Source organism: Marinobacter sp. (genome assembly GCF_052091845.1).
Taxonomy (GTDB): domain Bacteria; phylum Pseudomonadota; class Gammaproteobacteria; order Pseudomonadales; family Oleiphilaceae; genus Marinobacter.
This window is the reverse complement of the sequence record NZ_JBQDCO010000030.1, coordinates 1-21,955: the sequence shown is the minus strand read 5'-3', so window position 1 is coordinate 21,955 and position 21,955 is coordinate 1. Positions and strand designations below refer to the sequence as shown.

At 55.1% G+C, this 21,955-nt stretch carries 24 protein-coding genes; 20 read left to right on the top strand and 4 right to left on the bottom strand.

Annotated elements, in window-relative coordinates; genetic code table 11:
- Nucleotides 1-14: 14 nt before the first annotated feature.
- From nrdR to ACTHYN_RS10855, 7 genes are all read left to right on the top strand, one after another.
- Entirely contained in the window at nucleotides 15-533 is a 519-nt protein-coding gene (gene nrdR, locus ACTHYN_RS10885) for a transcriptional regulator NrdR (RefSeq protein WP_441812477.1), read from the top strand.
- A complete protein-coding gene (ribD, locus tag ACTHYN_RS10880) occupies nucleotides 530-1,645 on the top strand; it encodes a bifunctional diaminohydroxyphosphoribosylaminopyrimidine deaminase/5-amino-6-(5-phosphoribosylamino)uracil reductase RibD (protein WP_441812476.1) in 1,116 nt (371 codons plus the stop codon). Before nrdR ends, ribD begins: the two co-directional genes overlap by 4 nt.
- Before the next feature lie 75 nt (nucleotides 1,646-1,720).
- Nucleotides 1,721-2,836, top strand: coding sequence for a bifunctional 3,4-dihydroxy-2-butanone-4-phosphate synthase/GTP cyclohydrolase II (gene ribBA, locus ACTHYN_RS10875; RefSeq protein ID WP_441812475.1), 1,116 nt, complete (start codon nucleotides 1,721-1,723; stop codon nucleotides 2,834-2,836).
- 47 nt (nucleotides 2,837-2,883) lie between these two features.
- Nucleotides 2,884-3,360 (top strand): 6,7-dimethyl-8-ribityllumazine synthase, encoded by a 477-nt coding sequence (ribH, locus tag ACTHYN_RS10870; protein WP_441812474.1) that lies wholly within the window; start codon nucleotides 2,884-2,886, stop codon nucleotides 3,358-3,360.
- Nucleotides 3,360-3,836 (top strand): transcription antitermination factor NusB, encoded by a 477-nt coding sequence (nusB, locus tag ACTHYN_RS10865; RefSeq protein ID WP_441812473.1) that lies wholly within the window; start codon nucleotides 3,360-3,362, stop codon nucleotides 3,834-3,836. Before ribH ends, nusB begins: the two co-directional genes overlap by 1 nt.
- A 3-nt stretch (nucleotides 3,837-3,839) precedes the next feature.
- A complete protein-coding gene (gene thiL / locus ACTHYN_RS10860; RefSeq protein ID WP_441812472.1) occupies nucleotides 3,840-4,832 on the top strand; it encodes a thiamine-phosphate kinase in 993 nt (330 codons plus the stop codon).
- Nucleotides 4,829-5,356: a phosphatidylglycerophosphatase A family protein gene (locus ACTHYN_RS10855; protein ID WP_441812471.1), complete on the top strand. Its 528-nt coding sequence runs from the start codon at nucleotides 4,829-4,831 to the stop codon at nucleotides 5,354-5,356. Before thiL ends, ACTHYN_RS10855 begins: the two co-directional genes overlap by 4 nt.
- A 6-nt stretch (nucleotides 5,357-5,362) precedes the next feature.
- Here ACTHYN_RS10855 and ACTHYN_RS10850 read toward each other — a convergent pair whose 3' ends face one another.
- Nucleotides 5,363-5,566 (bottom strand): DUF6316 family protein, encoded by a 204-nt coding sequence (locus tag ACTHYN_RS10850; protein WP_441812470.1) that lies wholly within the window; start codon nucleotides 5,564-5,566, stop codon nucleotides 5,363-5,365.
- Between the two features lie 252 nt (nucleotides 5,567-5,818).
- Here ACTHYN_RS10850 and ACTHYN_RS10845 point away from each other — a divergent pair, with 252 nt between their 5' ends.
- Nucleotides 5,819-6,532, top strand: coding sequence for a DUF2057 family protein (locus tag ACTHYN_RS10845; RefSeq protein ID WP_441812469.1), 714 nt, complete (start codon nucleotides 5,819-5,821; stop codon nucleotides 6,530-6,532).
- Nucleotides 6,533-6,553: 21 nt separating this feature from the next.
- Here ACTHYN_RS10845 and ACTHYN_RS10840 read toward each other — a convergent pair whose 3' ends face one another.
- Together ACTHYN_RS10840 and ispB are read right to left on the bottom strand one after the other, a co-directional pair.
- Nucleotides 6,554-8,083 carry a wax ester/triacylglycerol synthase family O-acyltransferase gene (locus tag ACTHYN_RS10840; RefSeq protein WP_441812468.1) on the bottom strand — a complete coding sequence of 510 codons (1,530 nt, stop codon included), beginning with the start codon at nucleotides 8,081-8,083 and terminating at the stop codon, nucleotides 6,554-6,556.
- A gap of 82 nt (nucleotides 8,084-8,165) precedes the next feature.
- The gene (gene ispB, locus ACTHYN_RS10835) at nucleotides 8,166-9,134 is read right to left on the bottom strand and encodes an octaprenyl diphosphate synthase (RefSeq protein ID WP_441812495.1); all 969 of its coding nucleotides are present in this window, start codon (nucleotides 9,132-9,134) and stop codon (nucleotides 8,166-8,168) included.
- A 240-nt stretch (nucleotides 9,135-9,374) separates the two neighbouring features.
- On the opposite strand from ispB, the gene rplU reads away from it, so the two are divergent.
- The 4 genes from rplU (at nucleotide 9,375) to proB (ending at nucleotide 12,467) form a co-directional block, all read left to right on the top strand.
- A complete protein-coding gene (rplU, locus tag ACTHYN_RS10830) occupies nucleotides 9,375-9,686 on the top strand; it encodes a 50S ribosomal protein L21 (RefSeq protein WP_441812467.1) in 312 nt (103 codons plus the stop codon).
- 34 nt (nucleotides 9,687-9,720) lie between these two features.
- Nucleotides 9,721-9,984, top strand: coding sequence for a 50S ribosomal protein L27 (rpmA, locus tag ACTHYN_RS10825; RefSeq protein WP_441812466.1), 264 nt, complete (start codon nucleotides 9,721-9,723; stop codon nucleotides 9,982-9,984).
- 147 nt (nucleotides 9,985-10,131) lie between these two features.
- Entirely contained in the window at nucleotides 10,132-11,328 is a 1,197-nt protein-coding gene (gene cgtA / locus ACTHYN_RS10820) for an Obg family GTPase CgtA (protein WP_441812465.1), read from the top strand.
- A 14-nt stretch (nucleotides 11,329-11,342) separates the two neighbouring features.
- Nucleotides 11,343-12,467, top strand: coding sequence for a glutamate 5-kinase (gene proB / locus ACTHYN_RS10815; RefSeq protein ID WP_441812464.1), 1,125 nt, complete (start codon nucleotides 11,343-11,345; stop codon nucleotides 12,465-12,467).
- A gap of 86 nt (nucleotides 12,468-12,553) precedes the next feature.
- Here the strand turns inward: proB and rpsT are convergent, their stop codons facing one another.
- A complete protein-coding gene (gene rpsT, locus ACTHYN_RS10810) occupies nucleotides 12,554-12,823 on the bottom strand; it encodes a 30S ribosomal protein S20 (protein WP_441812463.1) in 270 nt (89 codons plus the stop codon).
- A 298-nt stretch (nucleotides 12,824-13,121) separates the two neighbouring features.
- Between rpsT and murJ the strand changes: the two genes are divergently transcribed.
- From murJ to pilV, 8 genes are all read left to right on the top strand, one after another.
- Complete coding sequence (murJ, locus tag ACTHYN_RS10805; RefSeq protein WP_441812462.1) at nucleotides 13,122-14,702, top strand: murein biosynthesis integral membrane protein MurJ; 1,581 nt, start codon at nucleotides 13,122-13,124, stop codon at nucleotides 14,700-14,702.
- A gap of 83 nt (nucleotides 14,703-14,785) precedes the next feature.
- Entirely contained in the window at nucleotides 14,786-15,784 is a 999-nt protein-coding gene (gene ribF, locus ACTHYN_RS10800) for a bifunctional riboflavin kinase/FAD synthetase (protein ID WP_441812461.1), read from the top strand.
- A gap of 28 nt (nucleotides 15,785-15,812) precedes the next feature.
- Entirely contained in the window at nucleotides 15,813-18,632 is a 2,820-nt protein-coding gene (ileS, locus tag ACTHYN_RS10795; protein WP_441812460.1) for an isoleucine--tRNA ligase, read from the top strand.
- On the top strand, nucleotides 18,632-19,159 hold the full coding sequence (lspA, locus tag ACTHYN_RS10790) for a signal peptidase II (RefSeq protein WP_441812459.1): 528 nt from the start codon (nucleotides 18,632-18,634) through the stop codon (nucleotides 19,157-19,159). Before ileS ends, lspA begins: the two co-directional genes overlap by 1 nt.
- Nucleotides 19,160-19,164: 5 nt before the next feature.
- Nucleotides 19,165-19,617 (top strand): FKBP-type peptidyl-prolyl cis-trans isomerase, encoded by a 453-nt coding sequence (gene fkpB / locus ACTHYN_RS10785; protein WP_441812458.1) that lies wholly within the window; start codon nucleotides 19,165-19,167, stop codon nucleotides 19,615-19,617.
- Between the two features lie 2 nt (nucleotides 19,618-19,619).
- Complete coding sequence (ispH, locus tag ACTHYN_RS10780; RefSeq protein ID WP_441812457.1) at nucleotides 19,620-20,573, top strand: 4-hydroxy-3-methylbut-2-enyl diphosphate reductase; 954 nt, start codon at nucleotides 19,620-19,622, stop codon at nucleotides 20,571-20,573.
- A gap of 198 nt (nucleotides 20,574-20,771) precedes the next feature.
- Nucleotides 20,772-21,338 (top strand): pilus assembly FimT family protein, encoded by a 567-nt coding sequence (locus ACTHYN_RS10775; RefSeq protein WP_441812456.1) that lies wholly within the window; start codon nucleotides 20,772-20,774, stop codon nucleotides 21,336-21,338.
- Nucleotides 21,310-21,879: a type IV pilus modification protein PilV gene (pilV, locus tag ACTHYN_RS10770; RefSeq protein WP_441812455.1), complete on the top strand. Its 570-nt coding sequence runs from the start codon at nucleotides 21,310-21,312 to the stop codon at nucleotides 21,877-21,879. Before ACTHYN_RS10775 ends, pilV begins: the two co-directional genes overlap by 29 nt.
- Nucleotides 21,880-21,955: the final 76 nt, after the last annotated feature.

The window sequence follows — 21,955 nt, the reverse complement described above, 5'->3', positions numbered from 1 at the left end:
CGGAGTTCCCGATTATGCATTGCCCTTTCTGTGGTGAAGCGGATACCAAAGTTATTGACTCGCGCCTGGTGGCCGAGGGCGATCAGGTGCGTCGCCGCAGAGAGTGCCTTTCATGCCGCGAGCGCTTCACCACCTTTGAATCAGCCGAGCTGGTTATGCCAAGAGTGGTGAAGCAAGATGGGGTTCGGCAGCCTTTCGATGAAGAAAAGTTGCGGTCGGGCATTATGAAGGCTCTGGAAAAACGCCCGGTTAGCATCGAACAAATCGATGAGGCGCTGAATCGCATCAAGTACCGTCTGCGAGCTACCGGCGAGCGTGAGGTAAAATCCATGCGGCTGGGTGAGGAGGTAATGACCGAACTTCGCCAGCTCGATAAGGTTGCCTATGTTCGGTTTGCGTCGGTTTACCGCAGCTTTCAGGATATTAACGAGTTCAAGGAAGAAATCGAGCGGCTATCGGCAACGAATGGCGAAGTGGCAGTGGATGTTGCGAAGGTGCTTGCGGATAACCACTCGCCTGAAGGACAAAAATGACCGAACTCCGGGAGCGATCAATGATGGCCCGGGCCATTCAGCTTGCGTGGCGCGGCCGCTATTCAACGCACCCCAATCCCCGGGTTGGCTGTGTGATAGCCCGTGGCGACAAGATTCTGGGCGAAGGCTGGCATGAGCGTGCCGGGGAAGGTCATGCCGAAACCCATGCACTTAGCCAGGCAGGGCCGGCTGCCCGGGGTGCTACCGCCTATGTCACGCTTGAGCCGTGCAGCCATTTTGGCCGCACGCCACCCTGCGCGCGAGCGTTGATTGATGCGGGGGTATCCCGCGTGTTTGCCGCGACCAAAGACCCGAACCCATCTGTTTCCGGAAGGGGGCTGGATATGCTTCGTGAGGCCGGTATACGGGTTTACGAGGGGCTTTTGGCGGAAGAAGCAACACGTTTGAATTGCGGGTTTATGAAGCGGATGAACACGGGCCGCCCCTGGGTTCGGTTGAAAATGGCCGCCAGCCTGGATGGCCGCACTGCAATGGCGTCAGGCGAGAGTCAGTGGATTACCGGCGATGAAGCTCGCAGCGACGTCCAGCGGCTTAGAGCTGTCAGTGATGCCATTCTTACCGGTGTAGGAACGGTGCTTGCGGACGATCCCTCATTAACCGTTCGCCGCGAGGAGCTTGGGGATATAGGGGATGCCACCGAACCCTCCCGGCAACCGTTGCGCGTGATTGCCGATAGAGACGCCAGGACACCCCCGTCAGCCACTATTTTACGTGGTGGCAAGGTGCAGGTGTTTTGCGCCTCGTCCACGCTGGCAACGGCTCCCGCGCAGGATCTTGCGGCGCTGGGTATTCGCCTGAAGGGCGTGGCCTGGAAAGATAACGGCATTGATGTGGCGCAACTTCTGGATTCCCTGGGCGAGCTGGGCATTAATGAGCTGCTGGTTGAGGCTGGGCCAACACTGGCAGGAACCTTTATCAGCGAGCAGCTGGTAGATGAGCTCTGGCTGTATCAGGCTCCTGTATTTCTGGGCAGTACCGGCCGGCCAACGGCCCACCTTCCGCTGGAAACCATGGCCGATAAGATAGAATGGATCGTACAAGACAGGCGACAAGTAGGAGAAGACCAGCGTCTGATCCTGGTTCGCCGCTAAACGTATAAATTTACAGTGTTCCTCGTTAACGCCAATGAAAGCGGCAGCGGGTGCATTGAAAGGGTGCAAAACAGTATGGCACTGAACAGCGTTGAAGAAATCATCGAAGACATCCGTCAGGGCAAGATGGTTATCCTGATGGATGACGAAGACCGCGAAAACGAAGGCGACCTGGTGATGGCTGCCGAGCATTGCTCTGCCGAAGACATCAATTTTATGGCGCGCTTCGGTCGCGGTCTGATCTGCATGCCCATGACCCGCACACGCTGCGAGCAGCTGGGCCTGCCCCTGATGGTTCAGCAGAACGCCTCGGGTTTCGGTACCAAATTCACGCTGTCTATCGAAGCAACCACCGGCGTGACCACCGGAATTTCAGCCGCGGATCGTGCCCGCACTGTGCAGGCTGCGGTTGCCCGCAATGCCAGGGCGTCGGATCTGGTACAGCCGGGGCATATATTCCCTCTAATGTCTGATCCGGGCGGTGTGCTTAGCCGTGCAGGGCACACTGAAGCGTCCTGTGATCTTGCCTCGCTGGCCGGTTGCGAACCTGCAGGCGTTATTTGTGAAGTGATGAACGATGATGGCTCCATGGCGCGGCGGGAAGATCTTGAGCTTTTTGCCGTTGAGCACAATCTGAAAATTGGCACCATTGCAGACCTGATTCACTACCGCACCATGAATGAGCGCACTATCGAGTGTGTGGAAGAAAACGAGCTTGATACGGAATATGGCGTGTTCAAACTGCGCACATACCGGGACATTATTCAGGGTACGACCCATCTGGCCATGATTTATGGCGACATTTCCGCCGATGAGCCGGTGCATGTGCGTGTTCACATTACCGATACGTTGCGGGATTTGCTGGGTGCTCGCCGCAAGGACTCACGCAGCTGGCCGCTGCACCATGCATTGGAAAAGGTGGCGAAGGAAGGCCGCGGCGTGGTGGTTTTGCTAAACAGCGCTGAAGACAGCTATGACCTGGAAGACCGTATTCAGGAGTTCTTTGATCAGGGCCAAAAGCCAGCTGGCAAGGGTAGCTCCGGTGTTTACTTTACCGTGGGAACCGGCTCGCAGATTCTGCGAGATCTGGGCGTAAGCAAGATGCGCTTGCTGAGCCCGCCGGTAAAATACTCCGCCATTTCCGGGTTTGATCTGGAAGTGGTTGAATACATTCCCTATACCCCCGAATGATAAACCTGGCTGCAACACTGTTGTTGTAGCTCGTGAAGGAGCCACCGATGGCGGATATCAAAGTAATTGAAGGTGATTTTACCCAGTGCACCGGGCGCTACGCGCTGGTCGTGGGTCGTTTTAACGGATTTGTTGTGGAAAGCCTGGTAGAAGGTGCTATTGATACCCTGCGTCGTCACGGTATTGCTGAAGCCGACATCACCATTGTGCGTGTACCCGGGGCTTATGAAATGCCTCTGGCGGTCAAGCGCGTTGCAGAATCTGGTGGCTACGATGCCATCATTGCCCTTGGCGCCGTGATACGTGGTGGAACGCCGCACTTTGAATATGTTGCAGGTGAAGCATCCAGCGGTATTGGTGCGGTAAGCCTGGAAACAGACGTGCCAGTGACCTTTGGGATACTGACCGTAGATTCTATCGAGCAGGCTATTGAGCGCTCCGGTACCAAGGCCGGTAATAAAGGCGCCGAGGCAGCGATCACAGCGCTGGAAATGGTCAGCCTATTCAACAAACTGGGCGAGTAATGAGCGACACTGAAGATACAACATCCCGGCCGGCGCCGTCAGGCCAGCCAAAAGCTGGCGATCGACGCCGTGCCCGGGTTCTGGCAATGCAGGGGCTTTACCAGCGCCACTTTACCAAGAGCCCGATTTCGGATATCGAAGCCGAGTTCATGGTCGACAACGACATGGCCAAGGTAGATAGCCTGTTCTTCCGTGATGTTCTGCGCGGTGTGCACCGTGAACAGGCAGAGTTGGACAAACTGATTGAGCCGTATCTCGATCGCCCTCTGCAGGAGGTAGACCCGGTGGAGATGGCCATTGTTCGTGTGGGCGCTTATGAGTTGCGCCACCGCCTGGATGTACCCTACCGTGTGGTGATTAACGAGGGGATTGAGTTGGCAAAGCGATTCGGTGGTACCGAGGGGCATAAGTTTGTTAACAGCGTGCTCGACAAGCTGGGCCGCCGCCTGCGTATCGCCGAGACCCGCTCGCACTGACCGATGGGTGAATTTGAGCTGATTCGGCAATATTTCATGCCGTTAGCCCGTTTGCACGGTCCCCACTCTGTTGTTGTGGGGCCGGGCGACGATTGTGCTGTTCAAAGAGTTCCTTCCGGTTTTGATCTGGTTTTTTCCATCGATACGCTGGTTGAGGGTGTGCATTTTCCGCGCAACTACCGCCCCGACTATCTCGCCTGGCGAACGCTCGCCGTTGCCGCCAGCGATCTCGCTGCCATGGGCGCAGAGCCCACTTGCTTTACCCTTGCACTGACTTTGCCCGAGGTCAACGAACCCTGGTTGTGGGACTTTGCTGGCGGATTAGGTAAGGCGGCCGAATCGTTCGGCCTGGTGCTCGCCGGTGGCGACACCACTCGCGGGCCTTTGACGCTAAGCGTGCAGGTTCACGGTCTGGTAGAGCAGGGCAGTGCCATCTGTCGCTCTGGTGCTAAACCGGGTGATCTGGTGGTGGTGTCCGGCACCCTGGGTGATGCCGGTGCCGCGCTGGATTATCTATTGCCTGACGGCTCTCTGGAGGCTGGCAGCTATATCGAACCCCGTCACCCCCTCACAGATGAGCAGTATGTGCTGGAGCGCTACCATCATCCCCGGCCAAGGTTGAAGTTGGGGGAGGCTTTAAGACACCTTGCCACTGCTGCCATTGATGTATCTGACGGTTTGCTGGCAGACCTTAACCATATTCTTGAAGCTTCCTCGGTAGGCGCGAGTGTTGAGCGTGCCCACATACCTGTCTCGCCAGCACTTGCCCGGTTGAAAGGCAGTGCAGCGACAGATTATGCGCTGCACTCTGGCGACGATTACGAGTTGTGCGCCACCCTTGCAGAAGCAACGTGGGCCAACGCGCCGCCCTCGCTGAAACAACAGTTCACTGTAATTGGTGTGGTTGAGTCTACGCCCGGTTTGCGCCTTGACGGCACTACGGTAATGTCTGGTTCAGACGCTGTGGGTTTTGACCATTTTAGGGGGAAAGCATGAACCAGGAAGACCAGTGGCCAGAACCGGATTTGCCCCAGGCGATCTTGCCGCCGGGTTTTTTGAAGAATCCGGTGCATCTTTTGGCGTTCGGCTTTGGCAGTGGCGCAGTGCCGCGGGCGCCCGGAACCTGGGGTAGCCTGGCCGCGATTCCCTTCTGGTATGGGTTTGCCTGGCTGCCGCCTGTTGCTTACTGGGCAGTAGTTGCTCTGGCATTTGTGGTGGGCGTATGGCTGTGTGGAAAAACTGCGGCAGATCTCAAGGTGCACGATCATGGAGGAATTGTGTGGGACGAGTTTGTAGGGATGTGGATTGCCCTCGGGTTGTTTCCGGATCACATAACCGGCGTATTGCTCGCGTTTTTGCTTTTCCGGCTTTTTGATGTGCTCAAGCCATGGCCGATCAGCTGGCTGGATGAGCGCATGCCCGGAGGGCTTGGGATTATGATAGATGATGTGGTTGCAGGTGTAATGGCGCTTGTGTGTCTGCTTGCAATTGATGTTTGGCTTATGCCTTATATTTTTTAGCAGGCGTTAGTGCATCTTTTGCTTTTCCGGAAGCAGCTTTATCACATGCAGGAAGCGTTTCAGGCCGAGCTCAGCTCGTTCCCGGGACGCAAAGGGCCCGCTGTCAAAACCTTCTCTGGTTGTAAAGTACCAGTCGCGACCAACACAAAAATATCGGCCACTACGAAAGGGGATATGCACATCTTCTCCTGATCTGACTTGGGTATTCATGGTCGGCTCCGTGCCCTCATACTGTGTTTGCCCATCGGGGCTGTATTGTTTTACATGGCTCTGTTAAAAATTAATACAGTTTCCGGGGAATTCAACATTGTTTAACAAATATGTGACAGCGCAAACATCCTTGCCTGTTGGTGAATACTTTGTCGTTTCCAGTTGCCCTCATCGGGCGTGGTGTTCAAAATGCTGCATAGCTGGCTGTGCCCTTCCTGTCAGGCCTTTACCCCCCACTTCAAAGGAGTAAGCATGAGTATTGCTAAGGTTTTACGTGTAACCAGGTTTCAGAAGAGTGGTTCCCGCCAGTGGATGCAGAGAGCTCAAGCAACGATTTGTGCAGCGCTGCTGTTGGTTTTGACGGGTTGCTCTTCAGCGGTTACCAAGCTGGAGACCTGGGAAGGGAGCCCGGCTGCGGCGGTGAATTCATCAACACTTGAGGCGCCTGGAGTTATTCACGTTAGTGAAGTTAACGGCCGCTCAATGAAGAACTATCTGATGGACGATATGGCGCTGGATTATGCGTTGTTGCCCGGCGAAAACCAGGTGGTTTTTACCTATAAAACCATCTGGGCAAAATCCGGAGTGGTGGACAATGGTGAATCGAAAGTTCATATCATCGAAAGCGCCCCCCAGGTTGTGAGCTTTGAAGCTGCCCCGAATGAAACCTACCATTTTGAGTTTGACAAGCCGGATTCCCGTCGTCAGGCAGAGGAAATGATGCCCGGGTTTTCCGCAGCGGTTGTTGGGGTTAATGGCCAGGCCCTGGCGCAATCATCTGCCTGGTCACCCAGCGACAGCGTGGTTGCCGCTCGCACGCCTGTGTCTGACGGTGCCAGCGGTTTGGCTGACGATGGCGAGGCGGCAACCGGTAATGGCGAAAGCGCGCTTAATCGCTTGAAAGCCATCTGGAACACGGCGAGTGATGAAGAGAAAAAAACATTTCTGCGCTGGGCGTTCGAATAAGCATCGAGTGTTGCTTGGTTGTTAGCGCCTGAATCGCCCCAAAAGCTTTTTCAGGGCGTTCTCCAGGGTGCTCATGGCCTCGTCTGCCAGTGTCGGATTCGGGGCTTCTGTGAGTGGCCCATGCATTTCCTCGGGATTCAAGACGCTGGCCGCTTTCTCAATGGCGGTTAAGCTGTCAAGGACATGATTGCGAAGCGAGTCACTATGGGCCACTACGTCAGGGCAAACGGTAAAGTTGAGTGTTAGGCTGCCCTGGTAGCTCACAGCGACAACCACCAGCCCCATGCTATCGAACAGCGGCGCGGTATTGTATTGCTGCACCAGCTTCGCACCCTGTAAGTACAGAGGCACCTGGGGGCCAGGCACGTTGGTAATAGGCAGGTTGAATACTGGCTGATAACGCTGGGCAACCTGCAGTTCCGAGTACAATCGCGCAGATAATGCCAGCATGGTAGAGGGTAAAAGCTCTGTCAGTCGGTCGGCGGCAATGGCCTCACGGTATGGCTCGGAAGCTGCCGCGTTCCAGTGAATTCTGCGAATACGCCGGGCCGGGTTTTGCTCTTTGGTGGCAAGGTCCAGAAGCATGGCCGACATCTGGTTGCCGGTGCTTTTGCGCAAAGTGCTGGATCGCACTGAAATGGGCGTCATGGCGATTAGAGAGTCATCGGTGTCAGCGCCCTGGTGACACAGATATCGTCGCAGCGTTTCTGCGCAAAGCCCCAGTACCACGTCGTTAAGGGTGACGTCTCCAAGGGAGGCTTTGATAGCCTTCAGGCGGGCCAATTCCACTCTGGCTGAAACAATCTGGCGGTTGGCTGTGATCTGGCGGTTCAGCAGGCTTTGGGGTGCGGAAAACAGCGGAAATGGCAGGGGGATTTTCCGCATTTGCTTCTGGAGCAAGCCTCGGGCCGCGGCACCCGTGGCGCTGGCTGCCCGTGAGGTCACCCGCCAGGGTGTGCGCAGCATGTTTGCACCGGTTTGAATAATTATCCGTTCTTGCGATGGCTTGGGTTGTGGTTGCCAGGGGCGTGGCGGTGTTATGGGTTGTGGTTGGGGCGTGTACTCGAGAAGCTTTCCTATAATTTCCTCACCACTGAACGCATCAATGGCTGCGTGGTGCAGCTTTACGATGAGTGCGAAGCCTGCCCGGCTCTCTCTTTCGCCCCTCAGTCGAAAACCGTCCACAAAGGTTATGTGCCAAAGTGGACGATCCCGTTTTAGCGGCTCCTCTATAACCCTGGTGGCAAGGCTCATAAGATCGCTTTCCTGGCTGTTGTCACCGAGGCTTACATAGGCGAGGTGTCGTTCGATGCTGAAATTCGGGTCGTCGATCCAGTGAGGGCGGCCCAGACGCAGCGGAAACTCTTCCAGGCGCTGGCGAAAAACCGGCACTACATGGAGGCGGCTGTGCAGATAGGCAATAAAGGTGCTGAACGCCAGTGGCGTTTCCCGTTCGCTGGCATCGAAAAGGTAGATGCTGCCGATGTGCATCGGCGCGTTATCAGATTCCAGATACAGGAAAGAGGCGTCCAGTTCCGACAGTTGCTGCATCAATGGGCTCCGCTCGTGGCTTGGATGATCCCCAGTATAAACGATTCGGTTGTTGATCCCGTTGACCTGCCTGTCAAGGCACCTAACTGACTCGCGCCACGGCCACATGGGTCAGTTGTTCCAGGGCCTCTTTGTGCGGTGAGGCGGCAAGGGCGTCCAGGGTGTCTGACGCGTTGGCCGCCTCGGCTTTGGCTCTTTGCATGGTGTATTCCAGTGCGCCAGATGCCTCCACAAGCTTTAGCACCCGCGGCAAGTCATCCAGCCCGCCTTTTCGTATGGCCCGGCGAATGATCTGACGATCTTCTTCGTTGCTGTTGGCCATGGCGTGGATCAGCGGCAGGGTGGTTTTGCCTTCTGCCAGGTCATCGCCAACGTTCTTGCCCATGGCTTCTGCGTCGCCGCGATAATCCAGTACATCGTCCACAAGCTGGAAAGCCAGCCCCAAATGCTTGCCGTAGTTTTTCAGCGCCAACTCCTGTGCATCGCTGGCGTTGGCAAGCAGCGCACCGGTATGGGAGGCGGCTTCAAAAAGCATGGCTGTTTTGTTGTGGATCACCTTCATGTACTGCTCTTCGGTAAGATCCGGGTTCTTCACATTCATTAACTGCATCACTTCGCCCTGGGCGATCACCGACGTGGCGTGCGACAGTATGCTCATGATTGGCAGGCTTTTTAGCTCCACCATCATCTCGAATGCACGGGCGTAAAGGAAATCACCTACCAGCACGCTGGGGGCGTTCCCCCAATTGGCATTTGCGGTACTTCGGCCCCGGCGCATATCAGAGGTGTCTACCACATCATCATGGAGCAGGGTGGCTGTGTGCAGAAATTCGATCACCACGGCCAGCTTCAGGTGGTCGTCTTCGCGGTAGCCTGCCGCTCGGCTGGAAAGCAATACCAGCAAGGGTCTCAGGCGTTTGCCGCCGCTTTCAATAATGTGCTGGGCTATTTTTTCAACCAGTGGAACGTCTGAAGAAAGCCGCTGGGTGATCAGGTCATTAACGCGGCTGAAGTCGTCCGCCACTGTGTCGTAAATGCGCTGGGCTGTCATGCGGCTTATGGATCCCTTGCTGGTGTCGTGGGTTTGCATGTGCTGATAATTCAGGCAGGTCGCGGCAATGCTAGGTTTTGCTGCGGTTAGTGTCAACTTGGCTTGTATTGCGAAGCAGCTTTTCGTACAATCACGCGCCCAACTCATCCCAACCTGCGCTCCCTGTTATAGGGTCGCCAAAGCGCCTCCCTTAGAATCAGGCGGATAAGAGCAGGGATGGGTCAATCGCGGAGAAGGTTAATGTACGCAGTTATTGTAAGCGGTGGTAAGCAGCACCGTGTTAAAGAAGGCGAAACTCTGAAGCTGGAAAAGCTGGAAGTGGAAACCGGTGGCAACATCGATTTCGATCGCGTCCTGCTGGTCGCCGATGGCGACAACTTCAAGGTTGGTGCGCCGGTTGTTGAGGGTGCCAAAGTGACTGCGGAGGTGGTTAGCCACGGACGTCACGAGAAGATCAACATCATCAAGTTCCGTCGTCGTAAGCATTCGATGAAGCGTCAGGGCCACCGTCAGTGGTTTACTGAAGTCAAGATCACGGGTATTCAAGGCTAAGTCCTGGAAAAACCCCTTACTTAGGAGGCTTGTCATGGCTCACAAAAAAGCAGCAGGTAGTACCCGTAACGGTCGGGATTCCGAGTCGAAACGGCTTGGTGTGAAGCGATACGGCGGTGAATCAGTATCTGCGGGCAGCATTATTGTTCGTCAGCGCGGAACCCGCTTCCACGCAGGCGCTAATGTTGGCCTGGGCAAAGACCACACGCTGTTTGCGAAAGCAGGTGGCCAGGTTAAGTTCGAAGTAAAAGGTCCGCAGAACCGCAAGTTCGTAAGCATCGTTCCGGCTGCTGCGTAAGCAGCGGCGATCCGGTTCTGTCGAACCTTGGGTAGCCCTGATATTCTGCTGATACAGTAAGATGTCATAGCTGCCCGGAGCCCCGCAAAGCTTCATTGAGGCTGCGGGGCTTTTTAGTTTATGCGCCATGCGCAAAGGGTTTATTTCATGAAATTCGTAGACGAAGCCACCATTATTGTAGAGGCCGGTAACGGGGGGCACGGTTGCCTGAGTTTTCGGCGTGAAAAGTACGTTCCCAGGGGTGGCCCGGACGGCGGCGACGGTGGGGATGGTGGCTCCGTATATCTTGAGGCGGACGAGTCCCTCAATACGCTCATTGATTACCGCTTTCAGCGCAAGCACAAGGCCCAGGGTGGCGAGCAAGGTGCCGGGCGCAACTGTACCGGTACCAAGGGTGAGGATCGGGTGTTGCCTGTTCCGGTTGGTACCACCGTGGTTGATATGGATACCCATGAGGTGCTTGGTGATCTGACCCGCATTGGTCAGCGCCTGAAGGTCGCTCAGGGTGGTTTTCATGGTCTGGGTAATACTCGTTTCAAGTCGTCTGTAAATCGTGCGCCCCGCCAAACCTCAAAAGGTTCTGAAGGCGAGCTTCGGAATTTGCGTCTGGAGCTAAAGGTGCTGGCGGATGTCGGTCTTTTGGGGTTGCCCAACGCCGGTAAATCTACCTTTATTCGCTCTGTGTCTGCGGCGACGCCCAAAGTGGCCGACTATCCATTTACTACGCTGGTGCCCAATCTTGGTGTGGTGAGTGTGCAGGCGCATCAAAGTTTTGTGATTGCGGATATTCCCGGCCTGATTGAAGGTGCCGCGGAAGGTGCCGGCTTGGGTATTCGTTTTCTGAAGCACCTGGTTCGCACCCGCTTGTTGTTGCATTTGGTGGATGTAGCCCCTTACGACGGTTCTTCGCCGGCCGATGCGGCTCGCACTATTGTTCATGAGCTGGAAAAGTTTAGTGAAACTCTGGCTAATCGTGATCGCTGGCTGGTGCTTAACAAGGTCGATATGGTGCCGGAAGATGAACGAGGGGCCCACTGTCAGGCAATTATTGATGAGCTTGGCTGGGGCGGCCCGGTTTTCCACATTTCAGCGTTAAGTGGTGAAGGTACCAAGCCACTGACCCAAGCTGTTATGCGTTGGATTGAAGCGCGCGCCGAGGAAGAGGCCGAAAACCCTGAGATTGCCGAGCGCGAAGCTGAAAAACGCCAGCGTATGGATGAAGAGGCCAGGGTCGGCATAGAGGAAGAAAAGCAAGCTATCCGCGCTGCCCGCGAAGAAGCTGATGATGGTTTCGATGACGACGATGATGATTACGATGTTGAAGTGGTCTATGCACCGGACTAAATTTGGCTTTTACCATGACTGAGCGCGTCCAGCTGCACCAGGCCCGCCGCCTGGTGGTTAAAATTGGAAGTGCCTTACTGACCAATGATGGCCGTGGCCTGGATGTGGAAGCGTTGGGTCTTTGGGTTGATCAAATGGCCGCACTTGTAGCGCAGGGCGTAGAGTTGGTGGTGGTTTCATCTGGGTCTGTGGCCGAGGGTATGAGCCGCCTGGGTTGGAAAGACCGCCCGCAACAGCTGCACGAATTGCAGGCCGCTGCCGCCGTGGGACAAATGGGGCTGGTTCAAACTTGGGAGGCGCAGTTCAAGCGCCACGGTATTCATACCGCGCAGATTTTGTTAACCCACGATGATCTTTCCGACCGTAAGCGCTACCTGAATGGTCGTAGTACGCTCAGGGCGCTGCTGGATTTTGGTGTTGTGCCTATTGTGAACGAGAACGATACGGTGGTAACGGATGAGATTCGTTTTGGTGATAACGACACTCTAGGGGCGTTGGTTGCCAACGTTGTTGAGGCGGACGGGCTGATTATATTGACAGATCAGCTAGGCCTGTTTGATAAAGACCCGCGTAAACACACCGATGCCAGCCTGATTACCGAGCGGTTTGCCGGCGACAGTGCGTTGGATGCCATGGCTGGCGGTAGTGCTGGTGCGCTTGGTCGCGGCGGAATGCAAACCAAGCTTCGTGCGTCGCGTTTGGCGGCAAGATCCGGGGCCTTCACGGTTATTGTGGGTGGCCGTATTGAAGGTGTTCTTACCCGGTTGCGCCAGGGCGAGGTTGTGGGTACTTTGCTGCTTCCTGAGCAGGGTCGTATTGCCGCACGCAAGCAGTGGTTAGCTAGCCATTTACAAACCAGAGGCAAATTAACGCTGGATGATGGGGCCGTAAAGGTACTTCGTCAGGGTGGTCGCAGCCTTCTTCCGGTGGGAGTTCAGGGCGTTGTTGGGCGTTTTCGGCGTGGCGAGATGGTGTCTTGCGTAGGGTTAGATGGTAACGAAGTTGCGCGCGGGCTGGTTAATTATGATGCAGGCGACGCAAGAGCAATAGCTGGCCGTTCGAGCGTCAGTATTACCGATATTCTGGGTTATATTTCCGATGAGGAAATGATTCATCGGGACAATATGGTTATTATTTAAATCAAAAGTGACTGATTGAAGCAAAAAAAACCGGCTGAAGGCCGGTTTTTTTATTCGCAGTAAGAGCTTTCTAGCGTTGTGCGCTATCAGTCGCTCTTCAGCGCCTTGATCTTGGTGACCATGCGGCTCTTCAGGCGGGCAACCTTGTTCTTGGAGAAGACGCCTTTGTTGACCATGCTGTCCATAATTGGCTGGGCAGTCTGGAAAGCAGTCTGTGCTTCTTCGTAGTTGCCAGAATCAATTTTGGCCTGAACCTTTTTCATGTAGGTGCGGGTCATTGAGCGCAGGCTGGCGTTGTGCTTGCGGCTGTTCTCGTTCTGGCGTGCGCGTTTTTTGGCTTGCGGGGTATTTGCCACCGTAAAACTCCTGAGTACTGAAAGTTCGTTACTGAATGATTCGTACGGAAAGCTCTGAGCAAAATACCACCAGAGGCTCCCTTAAATCGCGGGCGCGCGATAATCAGCGCGTCGAAATAAATGACGCGGAACTATGCCGCTCAATCCCGTAAATGTCAATACCAAACCCCATATGGCCCCACGGCACAAAAGGCCTGTGCTAAACTCCCGGCTCGCCGGATACGGGTGCAGCAGGGAAGCTAGTAATTCCCGAGATGCCCGACCCAAAGTGTGTGCAACGCCCGGATAAAAGCCCCGCATGTCATCGCAACGTGAAACGCCCCCGCAAAAACAGCCGCCTGCCAAGGCTCCCGGCTTGCTTCGTTCTTCTGGTTTGGTCGGCATTATGACTATGCTGTCCCGGGTTTTAGGCCTGGTACGGGATATGGTGATTGCCCGCTATTTCGGCGCCGGTGCCGGGGCGGATGCTTTTTTTGTCGCCTTCAAGATTCCGAATTTTTTACGCCGGCTGTTCGCCGAAGGTGCATTTTCGCAGGCTTTTGTGCCCGTGTTGTCCTCATACCGCCAAAAACAGCAGGTTTCCGACGTAAAACGCTTGGTGGATGCGGTGGCCGGTTCTCTGGGGCTTGTTTTGCTGGGCATTACTCTGGTGGCCATGCTGGGCGCCCCCCTGCTTACCGCGGTGTTTGCCCCCGGATTTCTGGATGATGACGTTAAGTTTGCGTTGACCAGCGACATGCTGCGCATCACTTTTCCGTATTTACTGATGATCTCCCTCACGGCGTTTGCCGGCGGCATTCTCAACAGCTACGACCGCTTTGCCGTGCCGGCTTTCACGCCAGTGTTGCTCAATCTCGCGATGATCGGTGCAGCCGTTTATCTTACGCCCGTGATGAGTGAGCCTGTTATGGCGCTGGCCTGGGGGGTGTTCATCGCCGGGGCGCTGCAGTTGTTTTTTCAGCTGCCATTTTTGATGCGACTTGGGCTGATGCCCCGGCCCAAGATTGATTACCGGCACGAGGGGGTTAGCCGTATACTGAAGCTGATGGTGCCCGCGCTTTTTGGTGTGTCGGTTAGCCAGATAAACCTGTTGCTGGATACGGTTCTGGCGTCGTTCCTGCAAACCGGTAGCGTTTCCTGGTTGTATTATTCCGATCGGCTTTCCGAGCTGCCACTAGGGGTGTTCGGAATTGCTATTGCCACGGTTATTCTTCCCAGCTTGTCCCGTAAGCACGCAGCTGCCTCTAACGAGCAGTTTGCGGCTACGTTGGATTGGGCGGTGCGTGCCGTGCTGATTATAGGGGTTCCTGCTGCACTGGCCTTGGCGTTGTTGGCAGAACCACTTATAGCCACTCTGTTTCACTATGGTGAGGTTACCGATAGAGACGTCGCTATGTCGGCCCAGAGCTTGCGAGCCTATTCCGCAGGGCTGTTGGCGTTCATGGTAATCAAGGTATTGGCGCCCGGCTTTTTTGCGCGCCAGGATACTCGCACACCGGTGAAAATTGGCATCATTGCTATGGTGGCCAACATGGTGTTTAACCTGGTCCTGATTGTGCCTTTGGCCCACGCCGGTTTAGCGTTGGCAACATCGCTGTCAGCCTGGCTCAACGCGGTTCTGCTTTGGCGTGGCCTGAGGCGGCAGGGCGCCTGGCAGGGCCAGCCCGGCTGGCCAAAGTACCTCGCACAGCTTGGCCTGGCTAATGCTGCTATGGTTGCGGTTATCCTTTGGCTGAACATGCCTGCAATGCGTTGGTTGTCGGCAGACGGTATAGAGCGCTCTTTGTACATGGGCATGCTGGTGATTTTGGCTGGTGGTGCCTACTTTATTGTTCTGACGCTAGCAGGTGTGCGGATAAGACATTTTCGTCAGAGGTAAGGTATAATCGCGCATTTTCTCGCCAGCGCTTTGCACACTGAGTAAGCGCTGAAAGCTAACTGGCAAATGAAGGTTCGCATTGCATGCGTCTGATCCGGGGCCTGACCAACCTGAAAATGCTTTCCAGGCAGGTGGATTCACCACTGGCAGAAGGCTGCGTTGCCACTATTGGCAATTTTGACGGTGTTCATCTGGGCCACCAAACTATTATCGATCAGGTAAAAAGCAAGGCAGCGGCTTTGAATTTACCTTCGGTTGTTATGATTTTCGAGCCGCTGCCAAGGGAGTTTTTTCAGGGGCTGGAAGCGCCTCCCAGGCTGATGGGGTTTCGGCAAAAAATTGAAACACTGCTGGCCGCAGGCATTGATATCGTGCTTTGCCTGAAGTTTGATAAAACCTTTCGCGGTTATTCCGCTATGGGCTTTATTGAAGATGTATTGATTGACGGGCTTGCCGTGAGCCACCTCGTAGTGGGTGATGATTTCCGGTTTGGCTGTGATCGTGCTGGCGACTTTGCATTGCTGGAGAAGGTTGGCAAAACCGCAGGCTTCTCGGTTGAAAACACCCGCACAGTCACCGTTGCTGGTGAGCGCGCCAGCAGCACGCTGGTTCGCAACCTGCTACTGGACAACCGCTTAGAGCAAGCCGAGTCTCTATTGGGGCGCCCATACCGTATTCACGGCCGTGTTGTTTACGGCCGGCAATTAGGCCGCCAAATCGGGTCGCCTACTGCAAATATCCTGCTGCGGCAGATGCCGGCTTTGCGAGGTGTGTATGTGGTTGGCGTTACGCTTGAAGACCGAACCACTCACGATGGTGTTGCCAATATAGGCCTGCGACCTACCGTAGATGGCAAGCAACCAGCGCTGGAAGTGCACCTGTTCGACTTTACTGGCACACTTTACGGCCAGCGTATTAGCGTTGTATTCCGTCACGGCCTGCGGGATGAAGAAAAATTTGATTCTATCGATGCGCTCAAAGCGCAGATCACCAGGGATTTTGACGCCGCAAGAGCGTGGCTGGCGGAGCACCCGTTAAGGGCCACCGCTGAGCCAGTTTCACCAAACAAACTGACCAAATAAACTGACCAAAAGAGTACGCACACAAACCATGAGCGACTATAAGCACACTCTGAATCTGCCGGAAACCGCGTTTCCCATGCGCGGTAACCTGGCCAACCGTGAGCCTGAAAGGCTCAAGCGGTGGCAGGAGCTAAACGTATACGCCAATCTGCGCAAGCAGCGTGAAGGGCGCGAAAAGTTCATCCTTCACGATGGCCCTCCATACGCCAACGGCAGCATTCATATTGGTCATGCGGTTAACAAGATTTTGAAAGACATGATTGTTAAGTCCCGTGGGTTTATGGGCTTTGATGCGCCTTACGTGCCCGGCTGGGATTGCCACGGCCTGCCCATTGAGCACAAGGTTGAGCAAAAAATTGGTAAGGCCGGTGTGAAGGTAGATTACAAAACCTTCCGTCAGGCGTGCCGCGATTATGCCACCAAGCAGATTGCTGGCCAGAAGGCAGATTTTGTTCGTCTGGGCATTATGGGCGAGTGGGATAAGCCCTACCTCACCATGGACCCGAAAGTGGAAGCGGGCATTGTGCGGGCGCTTGGCAAAATAGTCGCCAAAGGCCATTTGGTTCGCGGCTTTAGGCCGGTTTACTGGAGCGTGGTGGGTCAGTCCGCGCTTGCAGAGGCCGAGGTGGAATATCAGGACAAAACCTCCACGCAGATTGATGTGCGCTTTACCGCCGTTGATCAAGCCAGGGCCCTGTCTGTGTTTGGCACGGAAAATGGCGAGGGCGATGTGTCTGTGGTTATCTGGACCACCACGCCCTGGACTATTCCCGCCAACCAGGCGGTATCGCTCAATGCCGATCTGGACTACGCACTGGTGCAGGTTGATGCCGGCAATGGCCCGGAGCGGATGATTCTGGCGGCAGCCATGGTCGAGGGCATTATGGCCCGCTGGGAGGTTGAAGGCTTTCATGTGCTCGGCAAGTGCCCGGGCACGGATCTTGAGCATCTTGCCTTGCACCACCCGGTTTACGACAAACAAGTGCCGGCTATCCTGGGTGACCATGTATCCCTCGACGCGGGTACGGGCGCCGTACACACAGCGCCCGACCACGGCATGGAAGACTTTGTGGTTGGCAAAGACTATGGCATAGGTACATTGAGCCTGGTCCAGGCCGATGGCACCTATACCAGCGCTGCGGGTGAGTTTGCCGGCGTTCACGTATACAAGGCTGATGGCCCGGTATGCGAGGCTCTGGACCGTGAAGGTAAGCTGGTTCGCAAAGAAACATTCCGCCACAGTTTCCCCCATTGCTGGCGCACCAAAACACCGTTGATCTACCGTGCCACGCCGCAATGGTTTATCAGTATGGAGAAGGAAAACCTCCGCGAGGACGCACTCGAAGCCATCAAAGGTGTGCGCTGGGTGCCCGGCTGGGGGCAAAACCGCATTGAGGCCATGTTTCAGACATCACCGGACTGGTGTATCTCACGCCAGCGCACCTGGGGTGTGCCGATTACCTTGTTTATTCACAAGGAGACCCAGGAGCTGCACCCGGATACCCAAAGCCTGATCGAGCAAGTGGCTCAGGTTATTGAAACCGATGGCATTGATGCCTGGTACGACATGGATACCCAGTCGCTATTGGGCGACGATGCCGACCAATATGAAAAGGTGATGGATACCCTGGATGTATGGTTCGATTCCGGTGTAACCCATGAGTCTGTGCTGCGCGTGCGCCCGGAGCTGGGGCAGTTCCCTGCAGACATGTATCTGGAAGGCTCTGACCAGCACCGGGGCTGGTTCCAGTCATCGATGAAAACATCCATTGCGATGAACGGCGTGTCGCCCTACAAGCAGGTGTTGACCCACGGCTTCACCGTGGACGGCAAAGGCCTCAAGATGTCCAAGTCACTGGGCAACGTGATTGCGCCCCAGGAAGTGATGAACGAACTGGGCGCCGATATTCTTCGCTTGTGGGTGTCTGCAACGGATTACAGTGGTGAGATGACGGTATCCAAAGGCATTCTGCGCCAGACGGCAGACGGGTACCGCCGTATTCGTAATACGTCGCGCTTTTTGCTGAGTAACCTTACCGGCTTTGACCCGAAACAACACATGGTTGCGCCGCAAGACATGATGGCGCTCGATCAGTGGATGGTCGACCGGGCGCTGCAGTTGCAGAATGAACTGCATGAAGACTATGAGAACTACGACTTCCTGCGGATTTACCAGAAAATTTACGGTTTCTGTGAGGCCACCCTGGGCGGCTTTTATCTTGATATCATCAAGGACCGTCAGTACACCACCCAGGCCGATAGCCTGGCACGCCGCTCCTGCCAGACGGCGCTCTTCCATGTGGCAGAGGCACTGGTGCGCTGGATAGCGCCAATACTAAGTTTTACCGCGGATGAAATCTGGCAGCATCTGCCGGGTGAGCACGGCGACACAGTGTTCTACGAAACCTGGTACGAAGGACTGACAGCATTGCCTGAAAACGCGGAACTGGGGCGTGATTACTGGCGCCGTATTTACAGCGTGAAAGAAGCGGTGAACAAATGCCTGGAAGAAGCCCGTGCCCGGGGCGAGGTTAAAGGGTCTTTGAGTGCCGAAGTAACGCTTTATTGTGAAGGCAATTTGGCGGCCGATCTGGAGTATCTCGGAGACGAACTGCGTTTTGTGCTGATTACATCGGAAGCCAGTGTGCGGCCAGCCTCGGAAGCGGACGCTGCAGAGTTAACGAGCTACGAAGGGTTGCGGGTAGCCGTTAGCCCAACTGCCCATAAAAAGTGCGAGCGTTGCTGGCACCACCGGGAAGACGTAGGTACCCATGCCGGGCATGGAGACCTGTGTGGCCGTTGTGTAACCAATGTGGACGGGGCGGGTGAAACCCGGTCGTTTGCCTGATGGACGCAGCAATAATGAATGAGAAGGTAACCGGAACCCAGCTGAAGTGGCTCTGGCTGGCAGCGTTGGTAGTGGCGATAGATCTTGGCACCAAAGCCATGGCCACAGCCATGCTCACCTACGCTGATCCGGTACCGGTTATTCCCATGTTTAACTTGACGCTGCTGCACAATACCGGCGCGGCGTTCAGTTTTCTTGCCGGCGCGGCTGGTTGGCAGCGCTGGTTTTTTGTAGCGCTGGCGCTGGTGGTTAGCGTGGTGCTGGTTGGCTGGCTGAGAAACCTGAAGCGTCGGGAAACCTGGACCGCTATAGCCATTGTACTGATTTTGGGCGGCGCCCTTGGTAACGTGTACGACAGGGTAGTGCACGGCTATGTGGTCGATTTCCTGCATTTCTACTGGCAGGACTGGCACTTTCCCGCATTTAATCTGGCCGACACTGCCATTACCATAGGGGCAGCCATGATGATTCTTGATATGTTCCGCAAGCCTGCCACCTCTGGCACGCCCGGCAACGGGAGCAACTAAAGCCCATGAAAGAACTGCCAATAGATAAAGACACCCGCGTAACTTTGCACTTTGCCCTGAAATTTGAGAGCGGAGAAGTGATCGACAGCACCTTTGACAAAGACGCGGCGACCCTGGAAATCGGCGACGAAAGCCTGCCGGCAAACTTTGAGGCCTACTTGCTAGGCATGAAGGCCGGCGACCAAGCCAGTTATCAGGTGTCACCTGAAAAGGCCTTTGGCCAACATAATCCCAACAATTTACAAACCTTCAAACGGCATGAATTCAGCGCCGACATGGTGCTGGAGCCAGGCGTGATGATTTCTTTTGCTGATGCACGCCAGCAAGAATTGCCAGGTGTAGTGAGCCGGGTAGAAGGGGACGAGGTAGAAGTAGACTTCAATCATCCGCTGGCTGGGCGTACACTGACCTTTGATGTGGAAATTGTTGACGTAGAACCGGCAGGACAGACGCACTGACTATGCAAATCAGACTGGCAAACCCCCGTGGATTTTGTGCAGGCGTAGATCGCGCCATCGAGATAGTAAACCGTGCGTTGGATGTATTCGGTGCGCCGATTTACGTGCGCCACGAAGTTGTGCACAACAAGTTTGTGGTAGACAACCTTCGCAATCGCGGCGCTGTTTTTGTAGACGAGCTGCACGAAGTACCAGACGACAAGCTGGTGATCTTCAGCGCCCATGGGGTATCACAGGCGGTGCAAAACGAAGCCAGCCAGCGCGGGCTGAAAGTGTTTGATGCGACCTGCCCACTGGTCACCAAGGTGCATATGGAAGTGATGCGCTACAGCCGTGACGGCCGTGAGTGCATACTGATCGGTCACCATGGCCACCCGGAAGTAGAGGGCACCATGGGGCAGTATGACTACAGCAACAGTGGTGACATCTATCTGGTTGAAAACGAAGACGACGTGTCTCGCCTGCAAGTGAAAGACCCGGCACACTTGTCTTTCGTTACTCAGACCACGCTTTCCATGGACGATACTGCCCGGGTTATTGATGCTCTGCGCGAACGCTTTCCCGAGATTGAAGGCCCGCGCAAAGACGACATTTGCTACGCCACCCAAAACCGCCAGGATGCCGTGAAACAACTGGCCGGCGACTGCGACCTGATGCTGGTTGTTGGTTCCCCCAACAGCTCCAATTCCAACCGCCTGCGCGAGTTGGCTGAACGCATGGGCACCCCTGCGTATCTGATAGACGAAGCCTCCCAGATTGATCCCCAGTGGCTGGAAGGTAAAGAATCGATTGGTGTAACCGCCGGCGCTTCCGCCCCGGAAGTACTGGTTAATGATGTCATTGCCCGCCTGCAAGACCTTGGGGGTAGCGTGCCGGAGGAAGTGTCCGGGCGTGAGGAGAATATTGTGTTCTCTATGCCTAAGGAGTTGAGGATTGATGCGGTTAGTTTGGACTGAAGCTCCCTAGCTGCTGCCGCTTCCACGTGTTTATATAACCCTACTGCTTTGTCAGGAAAACTGTGGTTGAGATCACTTTTTTCCTGACTCCCCCTCCGCTTATCTACGATTCCAGACCGCCCGTCTGTTGCCTGTGACATTTTACGCAGGCACATCTTATTCTTACCTTAAGAGGTTCTCTAATAAATGGATGGTTGGATGCGACGTCAATCTGGTATGACACTGGTGGAACTGCTGATCACGCTCGTGATTTTAGGTATTGCGGTTGGAATCGCGATTCCGTCATTTCGGGAAATGATCTTGAACAACAGAGTGACCGGCCAGGTAAATACTGTCTCCGGGATGATCGGTTATGCGCGCAGTTCGGCTTCTAGCCGGCCGGGTGTATCCGTCACTCTGTGCTCCAGCTCCGATGGGGCTACCTGCAGCGGGAGCGAACAGTGGGAAAGTGGATGGATTGTATTTACTGACGTTGACGGCGATACATCATTTGACACGGGTGATGATGAAATTCTCAAAGTTAATTCCGGGCTGTCAGGCGGGAACACGCTGCGAGTCCGTGGGTTTGGCGCTAACTCGGCAGTAAGGTTTGATGCCGAAGGTATGCCAAGGCTCCCCGCAGGTGCACCGGCAGCGGGAACGTTTATCGTGTGTGACGAGCGCGGAGTAGGTGCTGCTTCTGCAGTGGTGGTTTCTGGTGCCGGGCAGGTTCGTATTGTGAGGGATGGAAATGATCATGCAGAAAACGCCATTGGCTGCCCATGAAAATAAGGAAGCTTACATGAGCAGAGACGGGCAAAAGAGCAACACGTGTTTTGGTCTTCAATCCGGCATCACGATGATCGAAGTTTTGGTGACTATGATCATTGTTTCCGTCGGTTTGCTCGGCGCAGCAGCCATGGTGATCAATGGCTTGGAGAGTAACCGTAATGCGTACCTTCGCACCCAAGCTAGCATTCTTGCGTACGACATGGCCGATCGCATTAGAGCGAATAGCGCTGAAGCGGACAGCTATGACGGTTTCAGTTTTAAAGCGGGTGGCGCGTTGCCAGAGGTGCCAGCCTGTGTCAGCAGCAGTAGTGGCTGCAATGCCTCCAATATGGGAGCCGTTGATAGAGTCCAGTGGGCTGCCTCACTGGACAAGTCAGATGGTGGCGTTGTTCTGCTTCCTGAGGCACAAGGAACAATAACCCAAAGCGGGGATGAGTTCGTGGTAACAGTTTCGTGGGTCGAGTCTCAATGGAGTGAGGGAGATGGCGAAGTTAAGGATCAGATTCAGAGCTTTGCGCTAAGTTTCAATTTATAAGGTGGCGGATGATGAGAGTTGAAGTTAGGGAGACTCTGAATAAGTCTCAAAATCGGCGATAATACAGCCATCGTCA